Source organism: Mesobacillus boroniphilus JCM 21738, assembly GCF_000517385.1.
Lineage (GTDB): Bacteria > Bacillota > Bacilli > Bacillales > Cytobacillaceae > Mesobacillus > Mesobacillus boroniphilus.
In genome coordinates this window covers 25,836-50,152 of record NZ_BAUW01000019.1, presented here as the reverse complement: position 1 = coordinate 50,152, position 24,317 = coordinate 25,836, and the positions used below count along the sequence as shown (strand labels likewise).

The following is a 24,317-nucleotide window of genomic DNA, read 5'->3' as shown; positions in this document are numbered from 1 at the left end:
CAAAATAGAAATGAAAAAAGACCACCTGTAAAGGGTGGTCTTTTTCTTTGTATCGAATTAATGCGGTGTTGGGAATCCAGAGGTAAGGAGCGTCATGACTGTAAACCAGCCAATAACCAAGAATGTTCCTCCACCAAATACGATTCCAAGAATGTTTTTGTTTTTAAGTGCCGAAAATGTTGCATAGCCGGCAAGCAGTGTAATTAAAGCGCAAATAATAGCAAAACCCATGAAAAAAGCCCCCTTCATAAATTAGGCAGACATAAAGCCTGTTTGTTGAATAAGTTTGAATGGAATTTAGGCGGCAGCCTGTTATGTAATGACAAGCATACACTCGTTTTATATTTTATATTTTTTTACATCATTTGTCGAGGTCTAAAAACTCAACTTTCACTTGATATGCCTTTACTATACCCAATACCAGGTCATTATAATGTTTTATTGTGAAATAAATCCCTTCCCTTGTCGTAAAAACAAGATGTTCTTCAAGCTGTAAGAGAGCCATTTCAGTCTGGATTTTGCTGCCACCTGTAAATCTGAAAGCTGACAATTCATTAGCGTATAAATAAGTATCGATACCAGCATGAAATCCATAGTCGTAAAAATTTTCTCCCTTTGTTCCTTCTGTTTTTATCAATTGATGCGTTTCTTCATGAAGATCCGCTTCCGAAAGCAAACCTGAAGCTGCATCTGCTAATTGCTGATCGTTATAAATATAAATATTTTCATGAACAAGAAACGGTGGTGAAGCTGATTGAAGAAACCGTTCAAAGTCAGGCAGTTCCGAAAGTAAAGGCCTAGCCTCAATTCCTATGAAAAATTGCATTTTGCAGCCTCCTTTGTGCTGGAATGTACAAAACTAAATAATTATGATTTGAAAACTCATCAGGAGACATGAGCTTTTCTACCGTAATCCTTAAAACTTGCCTGACAATAGTGTAAAATAATTGTATTAATAATACCACTAGAAGCTGGAGGCTATTTTAATGAAATGGAAACAGATTCCCCTAGGTCTTTTACAAACAAATTGCTATATCGTATACAATGAAAACAATTCATGCCTGATTGTGGATCCTGGCGATAATCCGAAAAAGCTGTCTACAGTGATTGAACAGCTGGAATTGAAGCCTGAAGCAATTGTGCTAACACATGCTCATTTCGATCATATCGGGGCAGTGGATAGAATAAGGGATAAGTACGGGATCAAGGTATATATTCATGAAAAAGAAAAGGATTGGCTATCAGATCCTGCTTTGAATGGTTCAAAGCATTTTATGCTTAACGAACCAATCAAAGTGCGTGCTGCTGACCACTTGATCAACGATGAAGGTGTCATGTCAATTGGCAGTTTTAAATTCGAAGTGTTTGAAACCCCTGGACATTCTCCAGGAAGTATTTCGATTTATTTTTCAGACGCGGAATTTGTCCTGGCAGGAGATGCACTATTTAATGGGGGCATCGGAAGGACGGATTTGCCGGGTGGCAACCATAATCAACTAATCAGAAGCATAGATGAAAAGCTCATGTCATTGCCAGAACAAACAGAGGTGCTTCCTGGACACGGACCGACAACTCCATTGGTTTAGAGATGGATTCAAATCCTTTTTTAAACGGATTTTAAAGAAGCATAATGAATAAGGGAAACTAGGAAAGCCCTTCTCAAAGAGAAGCTTTCCTGGGGGATGTTCTATTCATATCATGGGAGGGGATATAGTTAAGCTACTACTAAAACAATATAATATCGAAAACACTATGTCAATAGTGAAAACTTTTTTCAAGGAGTCATTATGAAAGAAATTATTAGACAGATTATTGACGCCTCCCCGGAAAAAATGATCTCATATGCTGAGTATATGGAACTTGCACTCTATCACCCGGAGGAAGGTTATTACATAAAGGAACGCCAAAAAATAGGGAAAGAAGGGGACTTTTATACTTCAAGCAATGTGTCCGATGTATTTGGCAAATTGATAGGGAAATGGTTTGCAAAACATTCAAGAAACCTTGGCCTGCCGCCATCTTTTTGTGAAATAGGAGCTGGAAATGGCCGCTTTGCACGCGCATTTATTCAGGGTTGGAATGACTTGAATGATGAGAAGCTCACCTACTGTATCGTTGAAGCGAGCCCTTATCATCGAAAGCTTCAGGAAGCGGAGTTTAACGGTCTAGAAAATGTGAAGATACTTTACGCTAGTACTTTTGCAGATACAGGCATGAAACAAGGGCTGATTTTTTCAAATGAATTATTTGATGCTTTTCCTGTCCATGTCGTCGAAAAAAGCGAGGGTATTGTGAGAGAAGCTTTCGTAGGCCATGACAATGGACAATTAAAAGAAATCATTGTTCCGGTAACGGATGATCGAATTACCGCTTTTTTTACTGACCAAGAACTTGAACTGGCAGAAGGGCAAAGAATTGAGATTCCGCTTGCCTTTGAACCGTTCATTAAATCTATCTCAGCTAACTTAACGAAAGGCCTCATGGTGACTGTAGATTACGGATACACGAAAAAAGAATGGATGCACCCATCAAGGAGGCGGGGAAGCTTAAGGGGATATTACCAGCACCAGATGCATCATGACGTATTGCAGCATCCGGGAGAGATGGATATTACCAGTCATGTGCATTTTGATGCACTTAAATTAATTGGTGAGAAATACAGCCTGAACTTTGTGCAAAAAATGAGACAGGATGAATTCCTTATGGCTGCAGGGATATTGGAAGAGCTTGCGGAACACAATGACCCCAATCCGTTTTCTGAAGCAAGCAAGCGGAATCGAGCGATCCGGAGTCTGATTTTGCCAGGCGGGATCAGCCAGTCCTTTGATGTCGTGATTCAGGCTAAGGGTTTGGATCACACGGCTGGAAAATTATTTTAATATAAGCGTGGAAAATAAAAAAAGCGATGTATGAACATCGCTTTTATTTGAGCCTAACAATTGATCAATGTCCAGTTCCACCTAATGGCATCATAAATGTTGACCAGTAAGTAAATCCAGCAAAGAAAATCGTTAAGTATGCGCCGAAGACGTAAATGTACATACGCTCAGACAGTTTCAAGTAACTTAAAAGCAAGAAAAATCCAGTTTGACCAAAGAAAATCAAGGACGTTGTATACATGTCACCTAAGAAAAACATGACAGCAAAGATTCCCGTCCAGAATCCTAAAACTCTGTACATACGATCCAAAGATATCCCTCCTTTACCCTACAAGTCCATCACTATCATATTATAAAGTAAAGTGGAGTAAAAAGTAAACAAGGATTGATTATTGTGCAATAACTGCTTGATATGAACAAGAGTCACAGCCTGTGAACATATTCTCTTTTTCGATCAGTTCGATCTCACCAAACAATGATTCGAACATGCCTCGCAAGAATTCATAATGCATATTGCACACTGTTTCTGTGTGCTCCATTGCCACTTCCTTAAAAGGACAGTTGAAGATTTGGAAATAAATCTTGGTCTTTTCGCTATTAGATTCGAATTCAGGATAAAAACCTGCAAGAGTCGCAGCATTCTTGATTGAATTCAGTTTATGCTCGAACGTCATTTCAGCTGACATATGTGAGTGCCGGGATATTTCTTGTTCAATCAGTTCTTCCCCGAAACGTTTTCCTGTCATGTACAAAGCTTTCTTTCCTGCTTCTCCAAGAGACATCATTGTTGTCATCGCGATTTTGGACAATAGCTGGTAATCACGGAATGGGAAGTGAAGCTGGATCACTTCATCGGACAGTCGGTACAGTCTGCTAGGACGTCCCCCTTTGCCAGTCTTTTTTGTTTCTGAAATCAGCATGTTCACATCTTCAAGTTTCGATAAATGCAGCCTTGCCACATTTGGATGGATATCAAAATTGTCGGCAATTTCCTGTACAGTTACATCTTTATGCCTTTTTGTAATGTATTGATAAATATAATAACGCGTTGGATCAGACAAAACACTTGTTATTTTTAATGTTTGCTCCACCTTAGTTCACCTCAGACCACTAATTTGCCTTCATTATAATACAGAGGAAAATAAGGTTTACACTGTTTACACTATATGTTTAGAAAATGTTCACAACTAAATGGCGAAATGATGACAAAATAGTATACAAATGTTATACAAAAGTTATACAATACGTATATGAGATAATTTTGATCGCCAGGAGGTTAACTTAATGGAAGAGCTGACGTTTTATTCATATCCAAGCTGTACTTCATGCCGTAAAACAAAAAAGTGGCTGATTTCTAACAGCGTGAAATTCAATGAACGTCATATGTTCAGAGATACTCCATCAAAAAATGAATTGCTTCAGATTTTATCCCTGACGACTGAAGGCTTTGATGAACTGCTAGCAACAAGAGGAGAAACTTATAAAAATCTTGGTGTGGATATGGAAGACCTGCCGCTTTCAGAAGTAATCAAACTCGTCATTCAGGAACCAAAGCTGCTAAGACGGCCAATTTTGACTGATGGGAAAAAGCTGATTGTTGGATTTAACCAGATGCCTTGAAAAAAATAGCAAAAAAATGAAAAAACGGAAGCGCGGCGCTTCCGTTTTTGGTGGACTGGGCTAGCTGGATTCGAACCAACGCATGACGGAGTCAAAGTCCGTTGCCTTACCGCTTGGCTATAGCCCAATAATATGACTTGCTGACGTTACGGAAGTTATTATGAATTGAATTGTCACCTTTTATACACATTTAATTCGAATTTCTTGAAGGAGACAAAGGGATTGTGGCGAAATCTCTTTCTATAACCGAAAAAGGTGGTGCATCCTTATTGTTAAATCAATTGAACAGCTAGCGGATAATGTCCTGAAAGATGCTTTAAGAAGTGGCGCGTCGGACATTCATATTGTCCCTCGCGAGAAAGACACACTGATTAAATTCAGGCTCGGCAATCAGCTGCTTCCCCGGTACACTCTTGAACAAGCTGATTGTGAGCGGCTCATCTCCCACTTCAAATTCACAGCTTCAATGGATATTGGTGAAAAAAGACGGCCTCAAAGCGGTGCTTTTACCTATCAGTATCAAGAAATGAAGATAGGCTTAAGGATTTCCACGCTTCCAGCCTACCAGAGTGAAAGTATGGTCATTCGTCTCCTTCCCGAACAAAACCAAACTCCTTCATACCAAATTTCATTATTCCCATCCACAACAAAAAAACTGATTTCCCTTTTAAAACACGCACATGGCTTAATTATATTTACTGGTCCAACAGGGAGCGGTAAAACGACAACATTATATTCCATGCTTTCTGAAACCTCGGATTTGGTGAACCGTAATGTCATTACGCTTGAAGATCCAATTGAAAAACCGAGTGACACAGTGCTGCAGGTCCAGGTCAATGAACGGGCAGGAATTACCTATTCTGCCGGTTTGAAAGCAATCCTCCGGCATGATCCGGATATTATAATGGTTGGGGAAATACGTGATAAAGAGACGGCAGAAACGGCTATAAGAGCATCTCTGACAGGTCATTTGGTACTCACAACGATGCATACGAGGGATGCCAGAGGAGCGATTTACAGGCTGATTGAATTCGGGATTAATTGGCTTGAGATTGAACAGACACTGATCGCAGTTACGGCACAAAGACTTGTTGAGCTGACGTGTCCTTATTGTGAAGGAACTTGTTCGCCATTTTGCTATTCATCAGGCAGCGGCAAAAGAGGAAATGTTTTTGAAATCCTTACGGGGAAGGATTTATCTGCGGTACTGAAGGAAGCAAGAGGGGAGCTCCAGAGCTATCATTATAAAACTCTCAAAGATGCAATCCGTAAAGGCATCGCCCTGGGGTTCATCAAGGAATCCGAATACCAGAGGTGGGTGCTCAATGATGGAGAGTAAGTGGCCTGTCGCTGAACAGGCCCGGTTCCTCAAAAGGAGTGGGGAACTGCTGTCGCGCGGTTATTCTTTGGCGGAAGCGATTGAATCCATGACTTTTTACTTGGAGAAGAAAAGGAAAGATGAGGTTATAAGAAGCTAGAAAAGCTGCGTGAGGGATTTCCCTTATATTTGATTCTTGCAGAATTGAAATTTAAAAAGGACCTGGTTAGCTATGTTTACTTTGCCGAGCAGCATGGCGGATTGGCCCATACCTTAACAGAGGGCAGCGACATGGTCCTTAAGCGGGAAGCCGACTACCAGAGATTAAAAAGACTTGCCGCATATCCAATATTTCTAGTATTGCTTACATTCATTTTATTCTTTTTCGTAAACAGGATTTTACTGCCGAAATTCAATTCGCTTTTTACGGACATGAATCTGGCTCCCAATATCTTTATGGAAACCATCGCGGCGGCAGCCCATATAATTCCTTTCACACTCTATTTTCTTCTTAGTCTCACTACAGTGCTTTCCTTATACTACATCGTAAGCTTTAAAAACCTTCACCCACTAAAACAAAAAAAGAAGCTTGTGAAGCTGCCGTTTGCTGGCAAATTTATCAGGCTTTTTTACTCACATTATTTCTCGGTTCAGCTAAGCTATTTGTTTTCTGGCGGCCTTTCAGTGCTGTCTGCTTTGAAGGTGTTCGAGCAAAATCTCCATGAACCTTTTTCAAGGGAAATAGGAAAGGACTTAATTTCGAAGTTGGCTGCTGGGCAGGATTTTGACGGAGCAGTGGGAGAGTACCCGTTTTTTGATGCTGAGCTGCGAGAATTATCAGGCACGGGCAAAAGAATGGCAAGCTGGATCAGGAGCTTTATTTTTACAGCAGGCACTGCCTGAAAGAACTCGAAGAAAAAACGGAAAAAGCGCTGAAGACAGTGCAGCCCGTTTTGTACAGCTTTATTGGCCTGCTTGTCGTTTCGCTGTACCTAGCCATCTTGTTGCCGATGTTCCAAATGATGAAAGGGATTTAATCATTTTCTTAATGCGAAAAAATAAAGGAGAATACATGATGAAAAACCAAAAGGGTTTTACTTTAATAGAAATGATGATTGTTTTGCTCGTTATCACCGTCCTTCTTATCATCACAGTACCAAATATATCTTCACATAGTTCAAATATCAATACAAAGGGCTGCGAGGCTTATATGAAGATGGTCGAGGCCCAGGTACAGGCGTACAAAATTGATAAAAAAGTGATTCCTACCTTCGCCGAGCTTCACAGTGTCGGATACTTAAAAAGTGCAGATGCAGCTTGTCCAGACGGAACTCCGATTGAAATTACTACAGAAGGGGCAGTGCAGAAGAAATGAACCACTTGAGCCGACGGATGAACCATTCTGGCGGTTTTACAATGGTCGAAATGCTGATTGTCCTTTCAGCCTTCTTGATGCTTACCCTCACATCAGCGTTCCTGTTTACACCCCAAAAGGACATGCTTGAAAAAGATCTCTTTTTTTCACAATTGAAATCCGACCTTTTATACAGCCAGCAATATGCAATTTCCCATCAAGAGACAATTACTGTCCATATCATGCCGGAAAATAACTATTACTATATCCGCGGGGCGGATTATGCTGCGCCATATTTGGCCAAAAGAAATTACTCACCTGAAATCAAGGTGGAACAAGGGACAATGAAGTTATTGTTCCGCTACATGCCGGATGGTAATATCGATAGTTTCGGGTCTGTATATGTCACTGCAGGTTCGAAAAAATACAAGTTGATGATCCAGATTGGAAAGGGCAGGTTCTATGTTACGGAGGAATGATGGTTTTTTTCTAAGCGAAATGCTGCTATCACTGGCTGCGTTTTTAATGGGTAGTGCAATATTGCTCCCGATTGCCATTCATGTCATCAATCAGACAGTGGAGTCTGAAAAAAAGGCGACAGCATCAATTTGTTATATGACGAACTGATGAATTTAAAAATAACAGGAACCGATTCTGGCAGAAGACAAATTGAACAGAATGGCGACCGGTATGAAGTTGTGGTCACTAAGATTGAGGTAGATTCTTCGTGGGAGGTTTGTATTCGATATGATATCGCACAAAAGCTATATGAAAAATGTGCTCCCTCAGAATGAGCGAGGCTTCACTATGGTTGAGATGATTTTATCTGTTCTGCTATTTTTGCTGATCGCCTCCATGCTGCCATTAGGTATGAAAATTATCCTTGATAACCGTACAGCTGATGCTGCAGTGCGGAGAATGGAGTGGGAAATCTTCAGCAGCCAGGTGAAAAAGGAAATCCGTTCAGCACAGCAACTGACTGTCCAGCCTGATAAGCTTCTGATGAAGATCGATGGGCAATTCATTCTTTATGAAAAATATGCCTCCAGTATGAGGAGGAGAGTGAATTACCAGGGGCATGAAATCTTGATTCAAAATCTATCAAGCTTCAGCTTTGCCAAAATTGCTGATGGCGTCGAGGTAAAGGCCAGGGATGTAAAGGGAACGGATTATTCAGTCAGAGTCCACCAATTTTATCAAACCGGGGGTGTGGAGCCATAAATCAAAAAGGTTTTGTTTATCCGCTAACGATGATCTTTTTGCTCCTGATTTCTTTTTATTTACTGATACTGACTGAGAATTATTTAGCAGGAAAAAGGTTCGCGAAAGAAACTGAGACGATACGGCTGCAAGAATACTATATGCTTTGTTCGGCCAAACAGGCTGAGGCCATGATGGGGGAAGGGTTATTGCCAGCGTCAGGAATTATGAACTATGAGTTGGGAGACGTTGCTTTTCAAAAACAATCCATTTCAGGAAGTGTGGAAGAAGTGACCTTCAATCTCAAGCTGGACAGTGGGGAGAAAGCTCTTGGCATTGGCCAATATGACAAGGTTACTGGTGCGATGGTAAGATGGAAAGAAAAGAACTGACGGGTGATTAAAAGATATGGAAGCTATTTATTTAATTGGGTTCATGGGAGCTGGCAAGACTAGCGTATCACAGGAACTGGCCATAAAGCTGGAAATTCCTGTATACGACACAGACCGGGAGATTGTCAAGTTGTCCGGCAAGACAATAAATGAAATTTTTGCAATTGATGGTGAAGAGAAATTCCGTGATTTGGAGTCTGAGGTTTTACATTCTATGCCTTTAGGTAATGCTGTTGTATCCACTGGAGGAGGAATTATTGGTTCGAAAAAGAATAGGTTGTTCTTAAATGAAAAAATGAATGTAGTCTTCTTGAATGCGAATTTCAGCACCATTATGGAGAGGCTGAAAGATGACGATACCAGGCCGTTATTAAGCCAATACAATGTGGAAGCTGCTGAAAAACTGTACAACCTTAGGCTTCCATTATATCGTGAGGCGGCAAATATTGAGGTAGGTGCATCAGGTAAATCAGTTTCGACTATTGTCGATGAAATCATCCAGCGTATGAAAAAGTAAGTCATGGTTATACTTGATAACGTATGAAGGATGGTGTAACCATGAAAACAAATGATTATGTTAAATACCTTACCCAAACTGTTGTAAAATATATTGACCAACCAAAAGAAGAACGCCGGAAGATGAAACAGGCGAAAAAAGAAGCGGAAGCTACCTTTTTATTCAGGTGGTTTGGCATCCTGCCGTTCATGTTGATGTCGAGTATAAAAAAGAAAAAGAACAAATAATAAGAAAAACGCAAGCGCTTGGTCAGCCCCGATAAGCGTTGGAGGGCCTGACAGTGAAGTCGCTCTTTGACTTCATTGGCAGGACCGAAAACGAAATGTATAGCCGACTGCCCAGAAACGCAGAAACTGGAGACTCCGACAAAGAAGCGCTTTATGCTTCTGCCGGCGGAGTTGAAGTTTCGGAGTTTCTAGGAGGCGACACTAGACAAACGACTCGAGGGGCTAGGCGCTGCAGCTGGACAATTCTCGAAGTGGAATTATATAAATTCTGATATAACTAGAATGCCCGGCTAAAGCGATAGCCGGGTTTGTTTTTGCAGCAAAATCACTCATATAGCATTTTCTGTTAAATAAAATAATCCGCCGTTGACGATTTCGATATTTACCTTCGGTTCATATTGCTCCTGTAAGGCAGCTTTTTCGGTTTTAAAGCTATCAGACTCTACTTCCTCGTCTTCATAAAAGTGATGGAGCAATTCCAGGTCCTTTTGCCAGCGTTTTCTTGCCTCTTCTGCCCAGGTATGATCCTCTTGCTCTACCCTTGTTGTCAAAAAAGACTGGATCCTGTTTACACCGCTTTTTGGCTTTATTAATGGAGAAAGTGTATAGGCATAATCCGGAATTTTTGAATTCAGCGGCAGATTCAATATTTTGTCATGAAAGTCTTCTACCATCTTCCCGTTGATCAGCTGCAGGCCAATCGAATGGAATACATCCCGCTTTCTGTCACATTGATAGGATATTTTCAGGTTCAGCTATCCAGGGTATAAGTGGTGTCTGTGTAGGAAATTGGTTATTTTGATATAACCGGATATATCCGGCAAGACTTTTTGTCGATGCAAAGATCTGATGAAGTCGAGGTGACCCAAAGTGGATGACCTCACCTTTAATATCATCCGGTGCCTTCTGTTTATTGGTAATGAAGGTCAACTTCATTGGATTGGGAACGCCGCCGGTTTTCTCAAGGTAATGCCAGTAAAACGGGCGGTTCATCAATTCCTTATCGAGATCAACAGTTAACTGGACTGTCATATATCCCTTGTCATTTTCCATTAATTCACAGTTATTCGCGGTAAAATACTTCTCGAGAAAATTATGGATTTCCTGTTGCTGCACGCTGGTTCCCCTCCTTTATTTCCTCTGCGAACTGGATCATCGATGTCAGGTTTTCCATCTTGATCCGAATCTCACCTTCGGAAGTTGATCTTCCGAAAATATCGGTCAAATGATCTTCGATATTGCCGAATTCCAATTTCGTGAGAATATCATCAAGTTCACCGATGACTTTTTCAAACAGGTTGATTTTTTCGTATAGCAGTTTCAGGACATGTTCTTCAACCGTATCTTTTGTCGCGAAATTATAGATTTTTACATCTTTCTCCTGCCCAAGACGATGAATCCTTCCAATTCTTTGTTCAAGTCTCATCGGATTCCAGGGAAGGTCAAAGTTGATGATGTGGCTGCAGAATTGCAGGTTAATTCCTTCGCCGCCAGCCTCCGTTGCGATCAGGACCTGGACATTCTTCTGGAATAGCTCCCTCATCCAATCCTTTTTACCTCGTTTGAATCCCCCTCTAAAGGGAACGGAAGTGATGCCGTGCTGCTTCAAAAACCATTGAAGGTATAGCTGAGTGGCCCTGTATTCGGTAAAAATGATGACCTTATCGTCTATCTGCTTTATTAATTCAAGCGCTTTTTCAGCTTTAGAATTTTTCGTTACTGCCTCGACGCGTTTGATCAGCTGGGCGATCGTATTCTGGAATTCCACGGGGGGATTATCCTGTCTATGAAGCATGTTCCTAAGTGTGTAAAAAACAGCTTCCCGGCTGCTGCAAGCTTCCCTTTGAAGTGTCATTAACGAGAATTGGCTGGAGCTGAGACCGGCTTCTGAACCTCTTAAGGATTGAACTGAATCGTACAGTGCCCGTTCTTCTTCCGAGAAGTGTATAGGAATGGTCTCAACATGGCGTTTAGTCCATTCGATACCCGTATCAGAGCGCCTGTTGCGGATCATCACTTTATTGACCAGCTCCCTTAGGTGTTCATCATCATTAACAGACCTGGCATCCTTTTTATATTTATCAAAAAATGCAGTTTCGCTACCTAGATGTCCTGGTTTTAAGAGTGAAACGAGATTGAAAATTTCTTCAACCCGGTTTTGTATCGGTGTCGCTGTCAGCAGAAGACAAAATCTCTTCTTAAGATTTTGGACAAATTCATAGTTTTTTGTTTTATTATTTTTTAGCTTGTGAGCTTCATCAATAATGATAAGGTCATAATTTAAGTTATTGATGATATCCTTGTGAGGAACCCGTTTCGCCGTGTCGATTGAAGATACGACAACATCACACTGCTCCCAAACGTACCTTTTCTTCTGGGCAATGGCGGGAATATGGAATTTTGTATTCAACTCCATGGCCCACTGTGAGACAAGGGATGCAGGAACAAGGATCAATACTTTTTTGACCAGACCCCTGATCATGTATTCTTTCAAAATCAATCCAGCCTCGATTGTTTTCCCCAGGCCAACTTCATCAGCGAGTATTGCTTTTCCGTTCATGTTCTCAACGACCTGCTTCGCTACCTTCAGCTGATGTGGCAGAGGAGTGAGTTCTGGCAGATGCGCGGGTGCCTGAAGTCCCTCGAATTCCGGGATAATGGTATGCTTTTCTATCTCAACGGCAAGCTTATAGAGTTCCCAATTTCCCCATGGGCCATCATTCTGAATTCTTTCAGCCATTTCGTCCTGCCAGGAAGAATCAAAGTTTATTTGAACAGTCATTTTATCCACCTCTTTAAAAGTATAAATATATTGCCGAAATTGGCTCTCTAATGGTAGGATGAAGTTAGCTTTTGAATGTTTTGAAATTTGTCATTTTATAGTCTAAAATAGTCAGTTTACACACATGTGTAATAACGTCTAGCATGCCCAATTGTGAAAATAATATAAATGCGGATGACAACAAGGGGAGAGACTACTTACGTAGCGCCGAAGGAGCAAGCAAACTTTGTGAATCTCTCAGGCAAAAGAACTCTTGTTTGACGCATCTCTGGAGAGCGCTTTATTAGTGGGAGCACCAAAGGGGAAAGCCTTAACAGGTAAACTTTCAGGTGAAAGGACAGAGACCTTCTCAGATTCAGAGGGGGTACTCTGTCCTTTTTTATGGCTTCATTTGGGCTGGGGGAACCAGAACCAATTCTGCATGAACTAAAAAGCATTTTGTGAACTGATTTTTTAGCTGTAGGACGAAGGGGGATACATAATGACTGAATTAAAGCGAACACCGCTATTTGAAGTGTACAAGGAATACGGTGGGAAGACGGTTGATTTTGGAGGCTGGGAGCTTCCGGTCCAATTTTCAAGCATCAAGGAAGAGCATGAAGCAGTAAGGACAAAAGCTGGTCTATTCGATGTTTCTCATATGGGAGAAATTGAGGTGAAAGGCCCCGATAGTCTGGACTATTTACAAAAAATGATGACGAATGATGTTTCAAAACTTAAAAACGGCGGAGCCCAATACACAGCAATGTGTTATGAGACTGGCGGAACTGTAGATGATTTGTTGATCTATAAGCTCGAGGATGAGCATTACCTCCTTGTTGTGAATGCTTCCAATATCGAAAAAGATTTCGATTGGATGCAGGATCATCTTGAAGGCAATGTGACAATCGAGAATTTGTCAGAAGGCATGGCACAGCTTGCTTTACAGGGACCGCTTGCTGAGGGAGTCCTTCAAAAGCTTGCGAAAGGTCATGAACTCAGCACAATTGGTTTCTTCAAGTTCAGTGAGGAAGTTGACCTGAACGGCAAGAAAGCGCTTGTATCACGAACAGGATACACAGGCGAGGATGGATTCGAAATTTACTGCGATTCAATGGATGCTGTAAGCCTATGGAGAGAAATCCTGGAAGCAGGCGAAGAAGAGGGAGTCATTCCATGCGGACTTGGTGCCAGGGATACACTCCGCTTTGAAGCGAATCTGGCTTTGTACGGCCAGGAGCTTTCCTCTGAAATCAGCCCGCTTGAAGCTGGAATAGGCTTTGCAGTGAAGTTGAATAAAGAAGCTGATTTTATCGGGAAAGAAGCACTTAAGCAGCAAAAAGAAAATGGTCTGCCTAGAAAGCTTGTCGGTATTGAAATGATTGACAGGGGAATCCCGCGCCATGGTTATCCCGTTTTCAAAGGTGATACTCAGATTGGCGGAGTCACGACTGGCACGCAATCCCCGACGCTCAAGAAAAATATCGGGCTTGCACTAATTGATGCAAACGAAACTGAGTTAGGTAATGAAGTGGAAGTTGAAATCCGCGGAAAACGCTTAAAAGCTGCTGTTTCAGCTACACCTTTTTATAAAAGAGATAAAAAGTAAAAGCCGGAGAGGGGAAAAGTTATGAAGCATCGCTATTTACCGTTGACTGAAAGTGATAAAAACGCAATGTTGGAAAGCATCGGCGTTTCATCGATCGATGAATTGTTCAGCGATATTCCTGAAAAAGTCCGTTTTGCCGGAGAATATAACATCAAACCAGCCAAGTCTGAAACAGCTCTTATGAAGGAACTGGCAAAAATGGCTGCGAAAAATGCCGATTTAAAAATGAATACTTCATTTATTGGCGCTGGTGTCTATGACCATTACATTCCAGTAATTGTTGACCATGTTCTTTCTCGTTCAGAGTTTTACACTGCATATACACCTTATCAGCCAGAGATTTCCCAGGGTGAACTTCAGGCAATCTTTGAATTCCAGACGATGATCTGTGAATTGACTGGCATGCAAGTAGCGAATTCATCCATGTATGACGGAGGAACAGCTCTTGCTGAAGCTGCGATGCTCAGTGCAGGCCATACAAGAAGAAAGAAAGTTTTGATTTCCAGTGCTGTTCATCCAGAATACAAAGACGTCGTCAAATCCTATGCAAAGGGCCAGTACATCGATGTTGTGGAAGTACCGCATAAGGATGGCGTAACTGACCTTGGAGCACTTAAGGATATGGCAAGTGAAGAAGTAGCTGCAGTCATCGTCCAGTATCCAAACTTCTTCGGCGGAATTGAATCAATGAACGAAATCGAAGCAATCGCACATGAAAATAAAGCATTGTTCGTCGTATCAAGCAACCCGCTTGCACTTGGGGCATTGACTCCTCCAGGGAAGTTCGGTGCTGATATCGTAACTGGAGACGCCCAGCCTTTCGGTATCCCTACAGCATTCGGGGGACCTCATTGCGGATACTTCGCTGTTTCTGGAAATCTCATGAGAAAGGTTCCGGGCAGACTAGTCGGCCAGACGAAGGATGACCAGGGACGCCGCGGATTCGTATTGACACTTCAGGCGAGAGAACAGCATATCCGCCGCGACAAAGCGACATCCAATATTTGTTCGAACCAGGCATTGAATGCACTTGCTGCCTCGGTAGCGATGACAGCGCTTGGAAAAAAAGGCGTTCGTGAAATGGCTGTTGCCAATATCCAAAAAGCTCATTATGCAAAAAAGGGTTTTAAAGAGAATGGCTTCGAAATCGCATTTGAAGGACCTGCTTTCAATGAGTTCGTCGTCAAGCTGAATAAACCGGTCAAAGAAGTGAACCAAAAGCTTCTTGGAAAAGGCATAATCGGTGGTTACGATCTTGGCCGCGATTACTCCGGGCTTGAGAATCATATGCTTGTTGCGATAACTGAATTAAGAACAAAAGAAGAAATCGATACGTTTGTAAAGGAAATGGGGGATATCAATGCATAAGGAAGATCAGCCACTCATTTTTGAATTAAGCACACCGGGCCGTGTCGGCTACAGCCTGCCGGAAATGGATATTCCGGAAATCGACTTATCAGAGCTTTTGCCTGATGGATTCCTCCGTGAAGAAGAACCCGAACTTCCTGAGGCTTCCGAGCTTGATATCATGCGCCATTACACTGCACTATCCAAGCGCAACCACGGTGTTGATTCCGGGTTCTATCCGCTGGGATCATGTACGATGAAATACAATCCGAAGATGAATGAAAATGTTGCCCGCTTCAATGGTTTTGCACATTTGCATCCATTGCAGGATGAAAGTTCTGTCCAGGGTGCTCTTGAATTGATGTACGACTTGCAGGAACACTTGATAGAAATCACTGGAATGGACGAGGTGACTCTTCAGCCGGCAGCCGGTGCACACGGCGAGTGGACGGGCTTGATGATGATCCGTGCTTATCATGAAGCAAATGGTGACGACAAGCGTACGAAGGTAATCGTTCCTGACTCCGCTCACGGAACAAACCCAGCATCTGCAACAGTAGCTGGTTTTGAAACAATCACTGTAAAATCAGATGAAAACGGTCTGGTTGATTTAGAAGACCTTAAGAAGTTGTCGGTGAAGATACAGCGGCATTGATGCTGACTAACCCGAACACTCTTGGTCTATTCGAAGATACATTCTTGAGATGGCCGAAATCGTCCACAGCGCAGGCGGAAAGCTTTACTATGATGGAGCCAACCTGAACGCTGTTATGTCCAAGGCACGCCCTGGCGATATGGGCTTTGATGTGGTTCACTTGAACCTTCATAAGACATTCACAGGACCACACGGCGGCGGCGGACCAGGTTCTGGCCCAGTCGGTGTAAAAGCAGACTTGATTCCTTTCCTGCCAAAGCCAATCGTGACGAAGCAGGATGGCGTTTATAAGTTTGATTACGACCGTCCGCAGTCAATCGGAAGGGTTAAGCCTTTCTACGGCAACTTCGGCATCAATGTCCGTGCCTATACGTATATCCGCACAATGGGTCCAGATGGCTTGAAAGCTGTTACGGAGTATGCTGTGCTGAATGCGAACTATATGATGAGAAGACTTGCAGAGTATTATGACCTGCCATTCAACAGGCATTGCAAGCACGAATTCGTCCTCAGCGGCAAACGCCAGAAGAAACTTGGCGTACGTACATTGGATATCGCAAAACGCCTGCTTGATTTCGGCTACCATCCGCCGACTATCTACTTCCCATTGAATGTGGAAGAGGCAATCATGATCGAGCCGACAGAAACAGAATCCAAGGAAACTCTTGATGCGTTCATCGACGCAATGATCCAAATTGCTAAAGAAGCAGAAGAGAACCCAGAAATCGTCCAGGAAGCGCCACACTCTACGGTAATAGGCCGTCTGGATGAAACAACAGCTGCAAGGAAGCCAGTCTTGCGTTTCCAGAAAGCTGAATAGATTAGTGAGAGTCCTGCCAATTTGATATTGGTAGGGCTTTGTTTTGTATTGATGCTGTTAGTGTGCGTATCCTAGAAGACTTCGGACAAAACTAAGAGGAAGAGCTGAGATTTTGTCCGAATCTGGTGTGACTTCGGACAAAACAGCGAGGAGAAGTTGAAGTTTTGTCTGAAGCAGGTGTGACTTCGGACAAACTACGTGGAGAAGCTGAGGTTTTGTCCGAACCTAGCATGATTTTCGACCCTGGGACTATTCAATATTATCGGACTTCTAAGATAAAAAAAGCTAAACCCCCCAGCAATCCGGCTGAGGGGTAATTTTATGGGATTATTGCTTATTTAGCTTTGACTTTGCCGCCCCATTTTTTAAAGCCGCCTTGTAGATGGTTCAAGTCCCTATAGCCTTTTTTGTAAAGCAGCTGTGCAGCACGTCCGCTGCGGGATCCGGTTTGGCAGTAAAGGTAGACCGGCTTATCCGGCCTGATTTCCTTCAGGCGTGTCTTAAGCTGGGTAAGCGGGATATTTCTGGCGCCTAAAATGTGTCCACCAGCGAATTCATTCGGTTCACGGACATCGATTAGCTGCGCTTTGCGATAACCTGCAATAAATTCTTCCTCCGTCAGAGTCTTGAGGATTTTCTTCTGGCGGAAATACATAAACACAGAGTAAAGAATAACCGCAACTGTTAGGACGATTAAAAAGATAAGTGTATCCAAAACATATTTCTCCTTTCAAGCTTAGCTGAGCCACTTATAATTATATAAGCCTTCAGGGCAGAGAGCAAAGGAAATTAGCAAATTTCTTGAAAACAACTTGCTTTGCTTTTGAAAAGTAATTTGTTAGACTAAAAAAATCTTAGCTTTAAACTATTTTAAATGGGGTAAAAATTTTATGAATAAAGAGGTATGGGGATTTATTGATTCAGGAAACTGTTCACCTTCTTTTAACATGGCGCTGGATGAGGCCTTGCTTGATTGGCATGGGGCAGGAAAAATTCCTCCAGTGGTCCGTTTTATGGATGGGACCCGGCGACACTTTCAGTTGGCTATTTCCAAAGGATCGAAAGAGAAATTGATATGGAGGCTGTGAAGCAGCACGGTCTTGGTTTTGTAAGAAGACCTACTGGTGGCAGGGGCGTTTTGCATGAACATGAACTTACATACAGCGTTATCGTAACTGAAGAACACCCAGAAATGCCGAAAACAGTAACGGAAGCCTACCGGGTGATATCGGAGGGGATTTTACAAGGGTTCCAAAAGTTAGGGCTGGAAGCGTATTTTGCTGTACCGAAAACTTCTTCTGAAAAAGAAGCGTTGAAAAACCCGCGGTCGGCAGTTTGTTTCGATGCTCCAAGCTGGTATGAGCTTGTTGTTGAAGGACGAAAAGTGGCAGGCAGTGCCCAGACCCGTCAAAAAGGGGTTATCCTGCAGCATGGTTCTATTTTGCTTGATTTAGATGAGGAAAAGCTTTTCAGTTTGTTCAAGTATCCGAATGACCGTGTTAAGGAGAGAATGCAGAAGGTCTTTAAAACAAAAGCTGTTGCCATCAATGAGATCAGCAAACGCAAGATTGATCTTGAAGAAGCGAAGAAAGCATTCAAGGAAGGTTTTGAAGATGGCTTAGGAATTATTTTGGAGCCATACACTTTAAGTGATGACGAACTAGATTATGTAAATACTCTGGCAAAAAATAAGTACGAATCTGATGAGTGGAATTTTAAAAGATAAAAATATTTAAAAGCGGATTTTCCGCTTTTTTGTTTGTATCCAGTATTTTCTAGGCTTTGAGGACTTATAAAAAAGTGCAACCCTCGAAATTTGTTGTTTTTTATCATTTAATGGAGATATTCTATCTTTCTCTCTTTATATCTCTATTTTTTAATAGATTTCATGTTTGACAAAAACACTATCTTTTGACCTAAGCACCATATATAGTATTGTCGAAAATAAAATATACACTATATATTGATTTTTGATGTTTCGATATGATAACGTAAGGGTAATTCAAAAATGCAGCTAGAATTACATACTTCTAGTAATACATTAGTGAAAAGATTTAAAACCAGAAGGAGTTGTAGAAATGTCTGTAACTATTGGACAAAAAATGAGCCTGGATGTGGAAAGCCTGAACAAGGATATTAAACTGTTCCCGCAGGTTCACCCGATTACCCATGACATGAAACTTACCCACAAAGGCGTCTCCCGATTAGTCATGCTGGACCGCTATACTTTTAAAGACACCGAAAAAATCACTCTATCAAATGGGGATTTCGTCGTCCTCACCATCAAAGAGGATCCAAAGTTTCCGGCACGCGGCCTTGGATTCATACAAGATATTGATTGGGAAAATAAGAAAGCTAAAGTGCTTGTAGACGAAGAATTCCGCGGTGTGCTGGATGACCCGGAAGAAGCAGCAACCGGGGTGATCACAAAATCGCTGGACGTCATTGAAAAGCCGCTTGAAGTATTCTACGAGCAAATCGCAAAGCGTAACGCCACAGGGCTTGCAGCTGTGGAAAAAACAGAAGAGAAGCGCCAGGAATGGTTTGAGAAGTTCTATCAAGAGCTAGTATCAATGAACTTCATCCCGGCAGGACGCGTTCTCTACGGAGCGGGCGCGGCAACAGACGTGACTTACTTCAACTGTTATGTAATGCCGTTTGTAAAAGATTCACGCGAAGGCATCTCCGAGCACCGCAAACAGGTCATGGAAATCATGAGCCGCGGCGGCGGAGTAGGAACGAATGGTTCAACATTAAGACCCCGCAACACACTAGCCAAGGGAGTAAACGGAAAATCATCCGGATCGGTCTCATGGCTAGATGATATTGCCAAGCTGACGCATTTAGTTGAGCAGGGCGGGTCAAGACGTGGTGCGCAAATGATTATGCTGGCGGATTAACTAAATGACATTCTAAGTTAAAACTGGTAAGATTAACGTGAGAACAAACGTTCGTAAAAGGAGGACGTTTCATGAATCTGACCAGAGAATTTCTTTATCAAAAGTATATTCACGACAAAATGAGCTTAAAAGAGATAGCTGAAGAAACAGGGCTGCCAATTACGACAATCAAATCAAGGCTTAGAAGGTTTGGTATTAGAAAAAAACCAATTAAACTGGGCAATGAGATATACGATAATCGTGATTGGCTATATGAAGAATACATTGTTAAAAGAAAGGGATATACTGTACTTGCTAATGAACTAGGGGTAAGTTATTCAACAATTTTAGATCGGATTCTTTTCTTTGGATGGGAGCTGAGGGGCCTTAATGAAATTGATAAAGGTGCTCCAAGAAGAGGGACAAAACATACCCCAGTTTCCATTGAGAAAATAAAGTCGACTAGGATAAAGAAACGTGTATACTTTGAATGCTTTCAGTGTGGTAAAACTACTGAAAGGGTACGCTCAGGATATTCCCGTTCAGGTAAGAGGTTTTTTACTTATACTTGTTATAAGAATTACCTGAAAGAAAATAGAGTGGAAACAATTGATATAACTAATTCTGCACTCTATAAGGAATGGCGTAAAAAAGTATATACTCGTGATAACTTTAGGTGTAAGATGCCTGGTTGTAACTCTAATTCCAGAGATATTGCTGCTCACCATACTTATCCCAAAAAGCTTTTCCCTGAAAAGCAATTTCTTTTAAACAATGGAATCACACTCTGTAAAAACTGTCATGAAAAAACTTATGGTAAAGAAAGTAACTTTATAGATGTACTAGTCCGCGTCGTTCAGAAAATGAACGACTAGAAAATCGGGTGAATTGCAGGGAACTCCTTAGAGGCAGGCAAGCCACAACGTGACTGGAAACGGTGAGCGTGAGGGCCTAAAAATTGCTTGCATTGGACAATCTGCAGCCAAGCGTCATTGGGCAAAGGTAATGGCGAAGGTTCAACGACTAGAGAGTGAGTCCCAACAATAAACTCTCACAAGCGCCCGGCCCCTAACAGATAATGCTGAGGGTGATGATATAGTCTAGTCCGGCTGCATAGCAGCGAAATATTCCGAAAGGAACGGTATGTACGTGGCATCCTGACATTGTAGAATTCATCATTTCAAAAATGCAAAACCCAAGGATTCTTCGCTTCCTGATTGAAAGCACAAATGATGAATCAATCAAGAAAATGGCGAAGGAAAAGTTGAAATTCACACCGCTGACGTTGCAGGAAGAAGCAATGTACCAGGGAATCGTGAACTATAAGAGCATCCCGGGTTACGGTGGATTCAGCGCTGATATTATCAAAGCGGCTGAAGAAAAACTAGCTACTGGTGGAACTTATACAGTCCATAACTCGGAATTCCTTACAGGTGCAAATATTTCAGTCACTCTGACAAAGGATTTTATGGACGCAGTTGAAAACGATGCTGATTATGAACTTCGCTTCCCTGATGTGGAAAGCTATGATGCTGAGACAATGAAGGTTTATAACGAAGAATGGCATAAAATCGGTGACGTTCGCGAGTGGGAAAAGCTCGGATACAAAGTGCGTACCTATAGAAAAATCAAGGCGAAAGAGTTATGGAATCTGATCAATATCTGTGCGACATACTCAGCTGAACCAGGCATCTTCTTCATCGACAATGCCAACGACATGACTAACGCACAAGCATATGGACAGAAGGTTGTAGCTACAAACCCGTGTGGTAGAGCAGCTTAGTTTGCCTCACGTTAAAAATTGCGGAATGAAGCGGGAACCCTGAGATGGGAATCCGAACCGAAGGCCTTGAGTAAAAACAAGGTCAGGGGCAACGCATAGATGGTGAACCTGCGATAGCAGAATATAATCCATCCACGAGGCCGCAACAATGCTGGTGAAGCATTGAAAAGATATGCTGAACTAACGGGAAACGAACCGTTAGAACTAGGGGATAAAAAGCCCTTAGGATAACAAATGGAACAGCCTCTCGCACCAAATTCTGTTTGCAACCTCGCTGCTGTGAACCTTGCAGAAATGGCGGACAAGGATACAAAGACAGTTAACTTTGAAAAATTGAAGCGTACTGTAGAAGTTGGCGTTCGCATGCAGGACAATGGTGTGACACGTTTCTCCCTAAGTGCTTAATTGCACGAAAGGAGAGGGCTATCAGCTTTATGATAGTTACAACTGGTTAATCGAAGGAAGAAATGAGATCTTCATGTTGATCAAAACTTCCTCTCTGATACTCCTACATGCATTGCTATTTGATAAGAATGCAGTGTGTGAAGCTAGGTAAAGTCGTCTGAATCGAACCTAAAATTTACAATCTCTGTGAGTCATGGTTTGAGATAGGGCGGGAGGCTACAAAATATCTATGGTGAGAATGAACAAACGTTCTGACGAAGTGGCGAATGTACGGGTCTAAATGCATCATAAACCGAAAGGTTTTTGTCCTACCGGGGAGTGAGATACCGATTAGTAAGCATCGTTGTCATGAAAATCGGGATAGCGAACAATGACGCTATAACGCTCACAGGCTCAAAGTCACAACCTACGGATATATGTATAGCTAGATTAACTGGAACGTGGAAAGCAATCGACACCCATCTTAAACAGCTTATCACTGGGGTGGTCACTATAAGGTTCTTCCGAACCGAAATGTGTTAACGATTGTGAGAGTAGGGGCACAGTACCGTTGAAGCTATGGAAACATAGTGGAGGGATAGCCCCAAGTCTAATGTAATGATATTTCAAAACAAAAATTAAATGCGATTAGAGACTAAGTTCAATTATCAGGTAGGAACGTGGGCAAAAAACACCGAAACGAGGTGTAGCCACGGTTGAACACTACTTTACGAAATTGGGAATATTATGGGATGCAAGATACCTTTGACGACCTTTATGAAAGAAGCAAAAAAGGACAATCATTCAACAACCTTTATGAGTTAATAACATCTAGACAAAATATCCTTTTAGCTTATAGAACAATCAAATCAAATAAAGGGTCTAGAACCGAAGGAACAGATGAAATAACTATTGATGATGTCAAAGCAGTCAACGAAGAAGAATTTGTAAATATCATCAGAAAGACACTAAGCAATTACAAGCCTAAAAGTGTAAGAAGAGTGCTCATACCTAAAGCCAACGGGAAAAAACGACCGTTAGGAATACCAAGCATGAGAGACAGACTCATACAACAGATGTTTAAACAAATCCTCGAACCCATCGCCGAAGCTAAGTTTTTTAATCATAGTTATGGTTTCCGACCATTAAGGAAAACTCAAGATGCTATATCAAGAGTTAGTACCTTAATAAACAAATCAAAACTACATTACGTTGTGGATATAGATATCGAAGGATTCTTCGATAACGTCAACCACAACCTACTAAAGAAACAGCTTTGGAATATAGGTATTAGGGATAAAAGAGTCATAAGCATAATCTCGAAAATGCTAAAAGCACCCATAAAAGGTGTTGGAATTCCTGAAAATGGTACTCCCCAAGGCGGAATACTCTCTCCGCTACTTTCAAATATAGTACTAAACGACTTAGACCAATGGGTCGCTAGTCAATGGGAACTATTTGATACAAAACATGAGTACGCAAGAGTAGATGGTAAATACAGAGCGCTAAGGAAAACAAACTTAAAAACAGGCTTTATAGTGAGATACGCTGATGATTTCAAAATTCTTACAGATAACCACAAAGATGCTTACAGGTGGTTTCACGCAGTTAGACTTTATCTCAAAGATAGACTCAAGCTTGATATATCCAAAGAAAAATCAAAAGTTATCAACCTCAGAAAAAACAGTTCCGAATTTCTTGGATTCAAGCTTAAAGTCCAGAAAAAGGCAGATAACTTTGTTGCCTTCACGAAAATCAAAGATAAAAAGAAAACTGCAATCGTTGCTCAAGCTAAAGAACACATCGATAGAATTTATCGAAACCCTACGGTTGAAAATATGATCCACTTTAACCAGTTTGTTCTAGGTAGTCATAACTATTTTAAATACGCAACCCACGTTTCTGCGGAGTTCAGAGAAATTGATTTCAAAATACACCGTATGATGTACAATCGGTTAGGCAGAATCGGTTTTAAAAAGGAAATACCAACAAACGCTTCCACAACTTATAGGAAATTCTTTAAGAATAACTATACAACTTGGAGCTTTAAGAAATTTCACTTATACCCGCTTCAGGATGTTAAATTCAATATCCCTTACGGGTTCTCACAGAACAAAACACTTTTTACACCAGAAGGCAGAATGTTAGTTCACGAAGAACTTAAAAAAGAAATCAACATCAACATTCAGAAGTTGTTGAAATCTAAATTGCCTGATAGAAGTGTTGAATACATGGACAACAGATTGTCTAGATATTCTATGGTTCAAGGGAAATGTGAAATAACTGGTACCTTCCTCACCGCTGATGAGGTGCACTGTCATCATTACAAACCAACCTTCTTAGGTGGCAAGGATGATTACAACAACCTCAGAATAGTAAACAAACTGATTCACAAACTGATACACGCAACCAGAAACGAAACCATTCTCAAATATCTTAGGATATTTCAATTGAACTCGAGACAATTGAAAAAGCTTAACGATTTTCGTATAGCATGTAATCTTGAAAGCATTTAATATCATTCATTAGATGGAACGCCGTATGCGGTGAAAATCGCACGTACGGTGTGGAG

The 24,317-nt window shown here is 41.6% G+C and carries 25 protein-coding genes, 1 tRNA gene, 6 pseudogenes and 1 riboswitch; of the genes and pseudogenes, 24 read left to right on the top strand and 8 right to left on the bottom strand.

Annotation, left to right across the window (positions count from 1 at the left end; translation table 11 throughout):
* Positions 1-57: 57 nt before the first annotated feature.
* A complete protein-coding gene (locus tag JCM21738_RS23175) occupies positions 58-231 on the bottom strand; it encodes a DUF2759 domain-containing protein (protein WP_023627328.1) in 174 nt (57 codons plus the stop codon).
* 130 nt (positions 232-361) lie between these two features.
* Complete coding sequence (locus tag JCM21738_RS08105; protein WP_023627329.1) at positions 362-826, bottom strand: hypothetical protein; 465 nt, start codon at positions 824-826, stop codon at positions 362-364.
* 160 nt (positions 827-986) lie between these two features.
* Between JCM21738_RS08105 and JCM21738_RS08100 the strand changes: the two are divergent.
* Positions 987-1,621 (top strand): annotated as a pseudogene (locus JCM21738_RS08100) (MBL fold metallo-hydrolase).
* 166 nt (positions 1,622-1,787) lie between these two features.
* The gene (locus JCM21738_RS08095) at positions 1,788-2,879 is read left to right on the top strand and encodes a class I SAM-dependent methyltransferase (protein ID WP_023627331.1); all 1,092 of its coding nucleotides are present in this window, start codon (positions 1,788-1,790) and stop codon (positions 2,877-2,879) included.
* 64 nt (positions 2,880-2,943) lie between these two features.
* Here the strand turns inward: JCM21738_RS08095 and JCM21738_RS08090 are convergent, their stop codons facing one another.
* Together JCM21738_RS08090 and JCM21738_RS08085 are read right to left on the bottom strand one after the other, a co-directional pair.
* Positions 2,944-3,189, bottom strand: a complete 246-nt coding sequence (locus tag JCM21738_RS08090) for a DUF2626 domain-containing protein (RefSeq protein ID WP_023627332.1) — start codon at positions 3,187-3,189, stop codon at positions 2,944-2,946.
* A gap of 79 nt (positions 3,190-3,268) precedes the next feature.
* Positions 3,269-3,970 carry a helix-turn-helix transcriptional regulator gene (locus JCM21738_RS08085; protein ID WP_023627333.1) on the bottom strand — a complete coding sequence of 234 codons (702 nt, stop codon included), beginning with the start codon at positions 3,968-3,970 and terminating at the stop codon, positions 3,269-3,271.
* Between the two features lie 193 nt (positions 3,971-4,163).
* Here JCM21738_RS08085 and JCM21738_RS08080 point away from each other — a divergent pair, with 193 nt between their 5' ends.
* Positions 4,164-4,499, top strand: a complete 336-nt coding sequence (locus JCM21738_RS08080) for a Spx/MgsR family RNA polymerase-binding regulatory protein (RefSeq protein WP_052019605.1) — start codon at positions 4,164-4,166, stop codon at positions 4,497-4,499.
* A gap of 55 nt (positions 4,500-4,554) precedes the next feature.
* On the opposite strand, the gene JCM21738_RS08075 is transcribed toward JCM21738_RS08080, so the two are convergent.
* Positions 4,555-4,626, bottom strand: a tRNA-Gln gene (locus JCM21738_RS08075).
* 135 nt (positions 4,627-4,761) lie between these two features.
* Between JCM21738_RS08075 and comGA the strand changes: the two genes are divergently transcribed.
* From comGA to JCM21738_RS08030, 12 genes are all read left to right on the top strand, one after another.
* On the top strand, positions 4,762-5,838 hold the full coding sequence (comGA, locus tag JCM21738_RS08070; protein WP_081742079.1) for a competence type IV pilus ATPase ComGA: 1,077 nt from the start codon (positions 4,762-4,764) through the stop codon (positions 5,836-5,838).
* The gene (locus JCM21738_RS25560) at positions 5,825-5,977 is read left to right on the top strand and encodes a hypothetical protein (protein ID WP_243462943.1); all 153 of its coding nucleotides are present in this window, start codon (positions 5,825-5,827) and stop codon (positions 5,975-5,977) included. Before comGA ends, JCM21738_RS25560 begins: the two co-directional genes overlap by 14 nt.
* A 29-nt stretch (positions 5,978-6,006) precedes the next feature.
* Positions 6,007-6,720 (top strand): type II secretion system F family protein, encoded by a 714-nt coding sequence (locus tag JCM21738_RS08065; RefSeq protein ID WP_243462942.1) that lies wholly within the window; start codon positions 6,007-6,009, stop codon positions 6,718-6,720.
* A complete protein-coding gene (locus JCM21738_RS27695) occupies positions 6,651-6,854 on the top strand; it encodes a type II secretion system F family protein (protein WP_439645994.1) in 204 nt (67 codons plus the stop codon). The genes JCM21738_RS08065 and JCM21738_RS27695 overlap by 70 nt, the downstream gene beginning before the upstream one ends.
* An 11-nt stretch (positions 6,855-6,865) precedes the next feature.
* Positions 6,866-7,192, top strand: a complete 327-nt coding sequence (comGC, locus tag JCM21738_RS08060; protein ID WP_369385686.1) for a competence type IV pilus major pilin ComGC — start codon at positions 6,866-6,868, stop codon at positions 7,190-7,192.
* Complete coding sequence (gene comGD, locus JCM21738_RS08055; RefSeq protein ID WP_023627338.1) at positions 7,189-7,650, top strand: competence type IV pilus minor pilin ComGD; 462 nt, start codon at positions 7,189-7,191, stop codon at positions 7,648-7,650. The genes comGC and comGD overlap by 4 nt, the downstream gene beginning before the upstream one ends.
* Positions 7,634-7,798 carry a hypothetical protein gene (locus tag JCM21738_RS24290; protein WP_156315511.1) on the top strand — a complete coding sequence of 55 codons (165 nt, stop codon included), beginning with the start codon at positions 7,634-7,636 and terminating at the stop codon, positions 7,796-7,798. The genes comGD and JCM21738_RS24290 overlap by 17 nt, the downstream gene beginning before the upstream one ends.
* A gap of 120 nt (positions 7,799-7,918) precedes the next feature.
* Positions 7,919-8,392 carry a competence type IV pilus minor pilin ComGF gene (gene comGF, locus JCM21738_RS08050; RefSeq protein WP_052019603.1) on the top strand — a complete coding sequence of 158 codons (474 nt, stop codon included), beginning with the start codon at positions 7,919-7,921 and terminating at the stop codon, positions 8,390-8,392.
* A 38-nt stretch (positions 8,393-8,430) separates the two neighbouring features.
* Positions 8,431-8,763: a competence type IV pilus minor pilin ComGG gene (gene comGG / locus JCM21738_RS08045; RefSeq protein ID WP_159101422.1), complete on the top strand. Its 333-nt coding sequence runs from the start codon at positions 8,431-8,433 to the stop codon at positions 8,761-8,763.
* 16 nt (positions 8,764-8,779) lie between these two features.
* Entirely contained in the window at positions 8,780-9,280 is a 501-nt protein-coding gene (locus JCM21738_RS08040) for a shikimate kinase (protein WP_023627342.1), read from the top strand.
* A gap of 41 nt (positions 9,281-9,321) precedes the next feature.
* The gene (locus JCM21738_RS08035; protein ID WP_023627343.1) at positions 9,322-9,507 is read left to right on the top strand and encodes a YqzE family protein; all 186 of its coding nucleotides are present in this window, start codon (positions 9,322-9,324) and stop codon (positions 9,505-9,507) included.
* 53 nt (positions 9,508-9,560) lie between these two features.
* Entirely contained in the window at positions 9,561-9,779 is a 219-nt protein-coding gene (locus tag JCM21738_RS08030; protein ID WP_023627344.1) for a hypothetical protein, read from the top strand.
* Positions 9,780-9,836: 57 nt separating this feature from the next.
* On the opposite strand, the pseudogene JCM21738_RS08025 reads toward JCM21738_RS08030, so the two are convergent.
* Together JCM21738_RS08025 and JCM21738_RS08020 are read right to left on the bottom strand one after the other, a co-directional pair.
* A pseudogene (locus JCM21738_RS08025) lies at positions 9,837-10,623 on the bottom strand (YqhG family protein).
* Positions 10,601-12,289 (bottom strand): DEAD/DEAH box helicase, encoded by a 1,689-nt coding sequence (locus tag JCM21738_RS08020; RefSeq protein ID WP_023627346.1) that lies wholly within the window; start codon positions 12,287-12,289, stop codon positions 10,601-10,603. Before JCM21738_RS08020 ends, JCM21738_RS08025 begins: the two are co-directional and overlap by 23 nt.
* A 174-nt stretch (positions 12,290-12,463) precedes the next feature.
* A riboswitch (glycine riboswitch) is annotated at positions 12,464-12,552 on the top strand.
* A 218-nt stretch (positions 12,553-12,770) separates the two neighbouring features.
* Between JCM21738_RS08020 and gcvT the strand changes: the two genes are divergently transcribed.
* The 3 genes and pseudogenes from gcvT (at position 12,771) to gcvPB (ending at position 16,699) form a co-directional block, all read left to right on the top strand.
* Positions 12,771-13,877 carry a glycine cleavage system aminomethyltransferase GcvT gene (gcvT, locus tag JCM21738_RS08015; protein ID WP_023627347.1) on the top strand — a complete coding sequence of 369 codons (1,107 nt, stop codon included), beginning with the start codon at positions 12,771-12,773 and terminating at the stop codon, positions 13,875-13,877.
* 21 nt (positions 13,878-13,898) lie between these two features.
* Positions 13,899-15,245: an aminomethyl-transferring glycine dehydrogenase subunit GcvPA gene (gene gcvPA, locus JCM21738_RS08010; RefSeq protein WP_023627348.1), complete on the top strand. Its 1,347-nt coding sequence runs from the start codon at positions 13,899-13,901 to the stop codon at positions 15,243-15,245.
* Positions 15,238-16,699: pseudogene (gcvPB, locus tag JCM21738_RS08005) on the top strand (aminomethyl-transferring glycine dehydrogenase subunit GcvPB). The gene gcvPA and the pseudogene gcvPB overlap by 8 nt, the downstream one beginning before the upstream one ends.
* Before the next feature lie 334 nt (positions 16,700-17,033).
* On the opposite strand, the gene JCM21738_RS08000 reads toward gcvPB, so the two are convergent.
* Entirely contained in the window at positions 17,034-17,354 is a 321-nt protein-coding gene (locus JCM21738_RS08000) for a rhodanese-like domain-containing protein (protein WP_081742080.1), read from the bottom strand.
* A gap of 235 nt (positions 17,355-17,589) precedes the next feature.
* Between JCM21738_RS08000 and JCM21738_RS07995 the strand changes: the two are divergent.
* The 6 genes and pseudogenes from JCM21738_RS07995 (at position 17,590) to ltrA (ending at position 24,261) form a co-directional block, all read left to right on the top strand.
* Positions 17,590-18,425 (top strand): annotated as a pseudogene (locus tag JCM21738_RS07995) (lipoate--protein ligase family protein).
* A gap of 352 nt (positions 18,426-18,777) precedes the next feature.
* A pseudogene (locus JCM21738_RS07990) lies at positions 18,778-19,596 on the top strand (ribonucleotide reductase barrel domain-containing protein); the annotation flags it as partial.
* Positions 19,597-19,670: 74 nt separating this feature from the next.
* On the top strand, positions 19,671-20,453 hold the full coding sequence (locus JCM21738_RS07985; protein ID WP_023627353.1) for an HNH endonuclease signature motif containing protein: 783 nt from the start codon (positions 19,671-19,673) through the stop codon (positions 20,451-20,453).
* Positions 20,454-20,728: 275 nt separating this feature from the next.
* Positions 20,729-21,349: pseudogene (locus JCM21738_RS07980) on the top strand (ribonucleotide reductase barrel domain-containing protein); the annotation flags it as partial.
* A 246-nt stretch (positions 21,350-21,595) separates the two neighbouring features.
* Complete coding sequence (locus JCM21738_RS23830) at positions 21,596-21,766, top strand: ribonucleotide reductase barrel domain-containing protein (protein ID WP_023627355.1); 171 nt, start codon at positions 21,596-21,598, stop codon at positions 21,764-21,766.
* A gap of 695 nt (positions 21,767-22,461) precedes the next feature.
* On the top strand, positions 22,462-24,261 hold the full coding sequence (gene ltrA, locus JCM21738_RS07975; protein ID WP_023627356.1) for a group II intron reverse transcriptase/maturase: 1,800 nt from the start codon (positions 22,462-22,464) through the stop codon (positions 24,259-24,261).
* The last annotated feature ends 56 nt before the right edge of the window (positions 24,262-24,317 follow it).

Excerpts from the sequence above, each read along its gene's own strand:
- JCM21738_RS23175 (WP_023627328.1), bottom strand. The coding sequence starts at position 231 with ATGGGTTTTGCTATTATTTGCGCTTTAATTACACTGCTTGCCGGCTAT.
- JCM21738_RS08105 (WP_023627329.1), bottom strand. The coding sequence starts at position 826 with ATGCAATTTTTCATAGGAATTGAGGCTAGGCCTTTACTTTCGGAACTG.
- JCM21738_RS08095 (WP_023627331.1), top strand. The coding sequence starts at position 1,788 with ATGAAAGAAATTATTAGACAGATTATTGACGCCTCCCCGGAAAAAATG.
- JCM21738_RS08080 (WP_052019605.1), top strand. The coding sequence starts at position 4,164 with ATGGAAGAGCTGACGTTTTATTCATATCCAAGCTGTACTTCATGCCGT.
- JCM21738_RS25560 (WP_243462943.1), top strand. The coding sequence starts at position 5,825 with ATGATGGAGAGTAAGTGGCCTGTCGCTGAACAGGCCCGGTTCCTCAAA.
- comGC (WP_369385686.1), top strand. The coding sequence starts at position 6,866 with ATGCGAAAAAATAAAGGAGAATACATGATGAAAAACCAAAAGGGTTTT.
- comGD (WP_023627338.1), top strand. The coding sequence starts at position 7,189 with ATGAACCACTTGAGCCGACGGATGAACCATTCTGGCGGTTTTACAATG.
- JCM21738_RS24290 (WP_156315511.1), top strand. The coding sequence starts at position 7,634 with ATGTTACGGAGGAATGATGGTTTTTTTCTAAGCGAAATGCTGCTATCA.
- comGF (WP_052019603.1), top strand. The coding sequence starts at position 7,919 with ATGATATCGCACAAAAGCTATATGAAAAATGTGCTCCCTCAGAATGAG.
- JCM21738_RS08040 (WP_023627342.1), top strand. The coding sequence starts at position 8,780 with ATGGAAGCTATTTATTTAATTGGGTTCATGGGAGCTGGCAAGACTAGC.
- JCM21738_RS08035 (WP_023627343.1), top strand. The coding sequence starts at position 9,322 with ATGAAAACAAATGATTATGTTAAATACCTTACCCAAACTGTTGTAAAA.
- JCM21738_RS08020 (WP_023627346.1), bottom strand. The coding sequence starts at position 12,289 with ATGACTGTTCAAATAAACTTTGATTCTTCCTGGCAGGACGAAATGGCT.
- gcvT (WP_023627347.1), top strand. The coding sequence starts at position 12,771 with ATGACTGAATTAAAGCGAACACCGCTATTTGAAGTGTACAAGGAATAC.
- gcvPA (WP_023627348.1), top strand. The coding sequence starts at position 13,899 with ATGAAGCATCGCTATTTACCGTTGACTGAAAGTGATAAAAACGCAATG.
- JCM21738_RS08000 (WP_081742080.1), bottom strand. The coding sequence starts at position 17,354 with ATGTATTTCCGCCAGAAGAAAATCCTCAAGACTCTGACGGAGGAAGAA.
- JCM21738_RS07985 (WP_023627353.1), top strand. The coding sequence starts at position 19,671 with ATGAATCTGACCAGAGAATTTCTTTATCAAAAGTATATTCACGACAAA.
- JCM21738_RS23830 (WP_023627355.1), top strand. The coding sequence starts at position 21,596 with ATGGAACAGCCTCTCGCACCAAATTCTGTTTGCAACCTCGCTGCTGTG.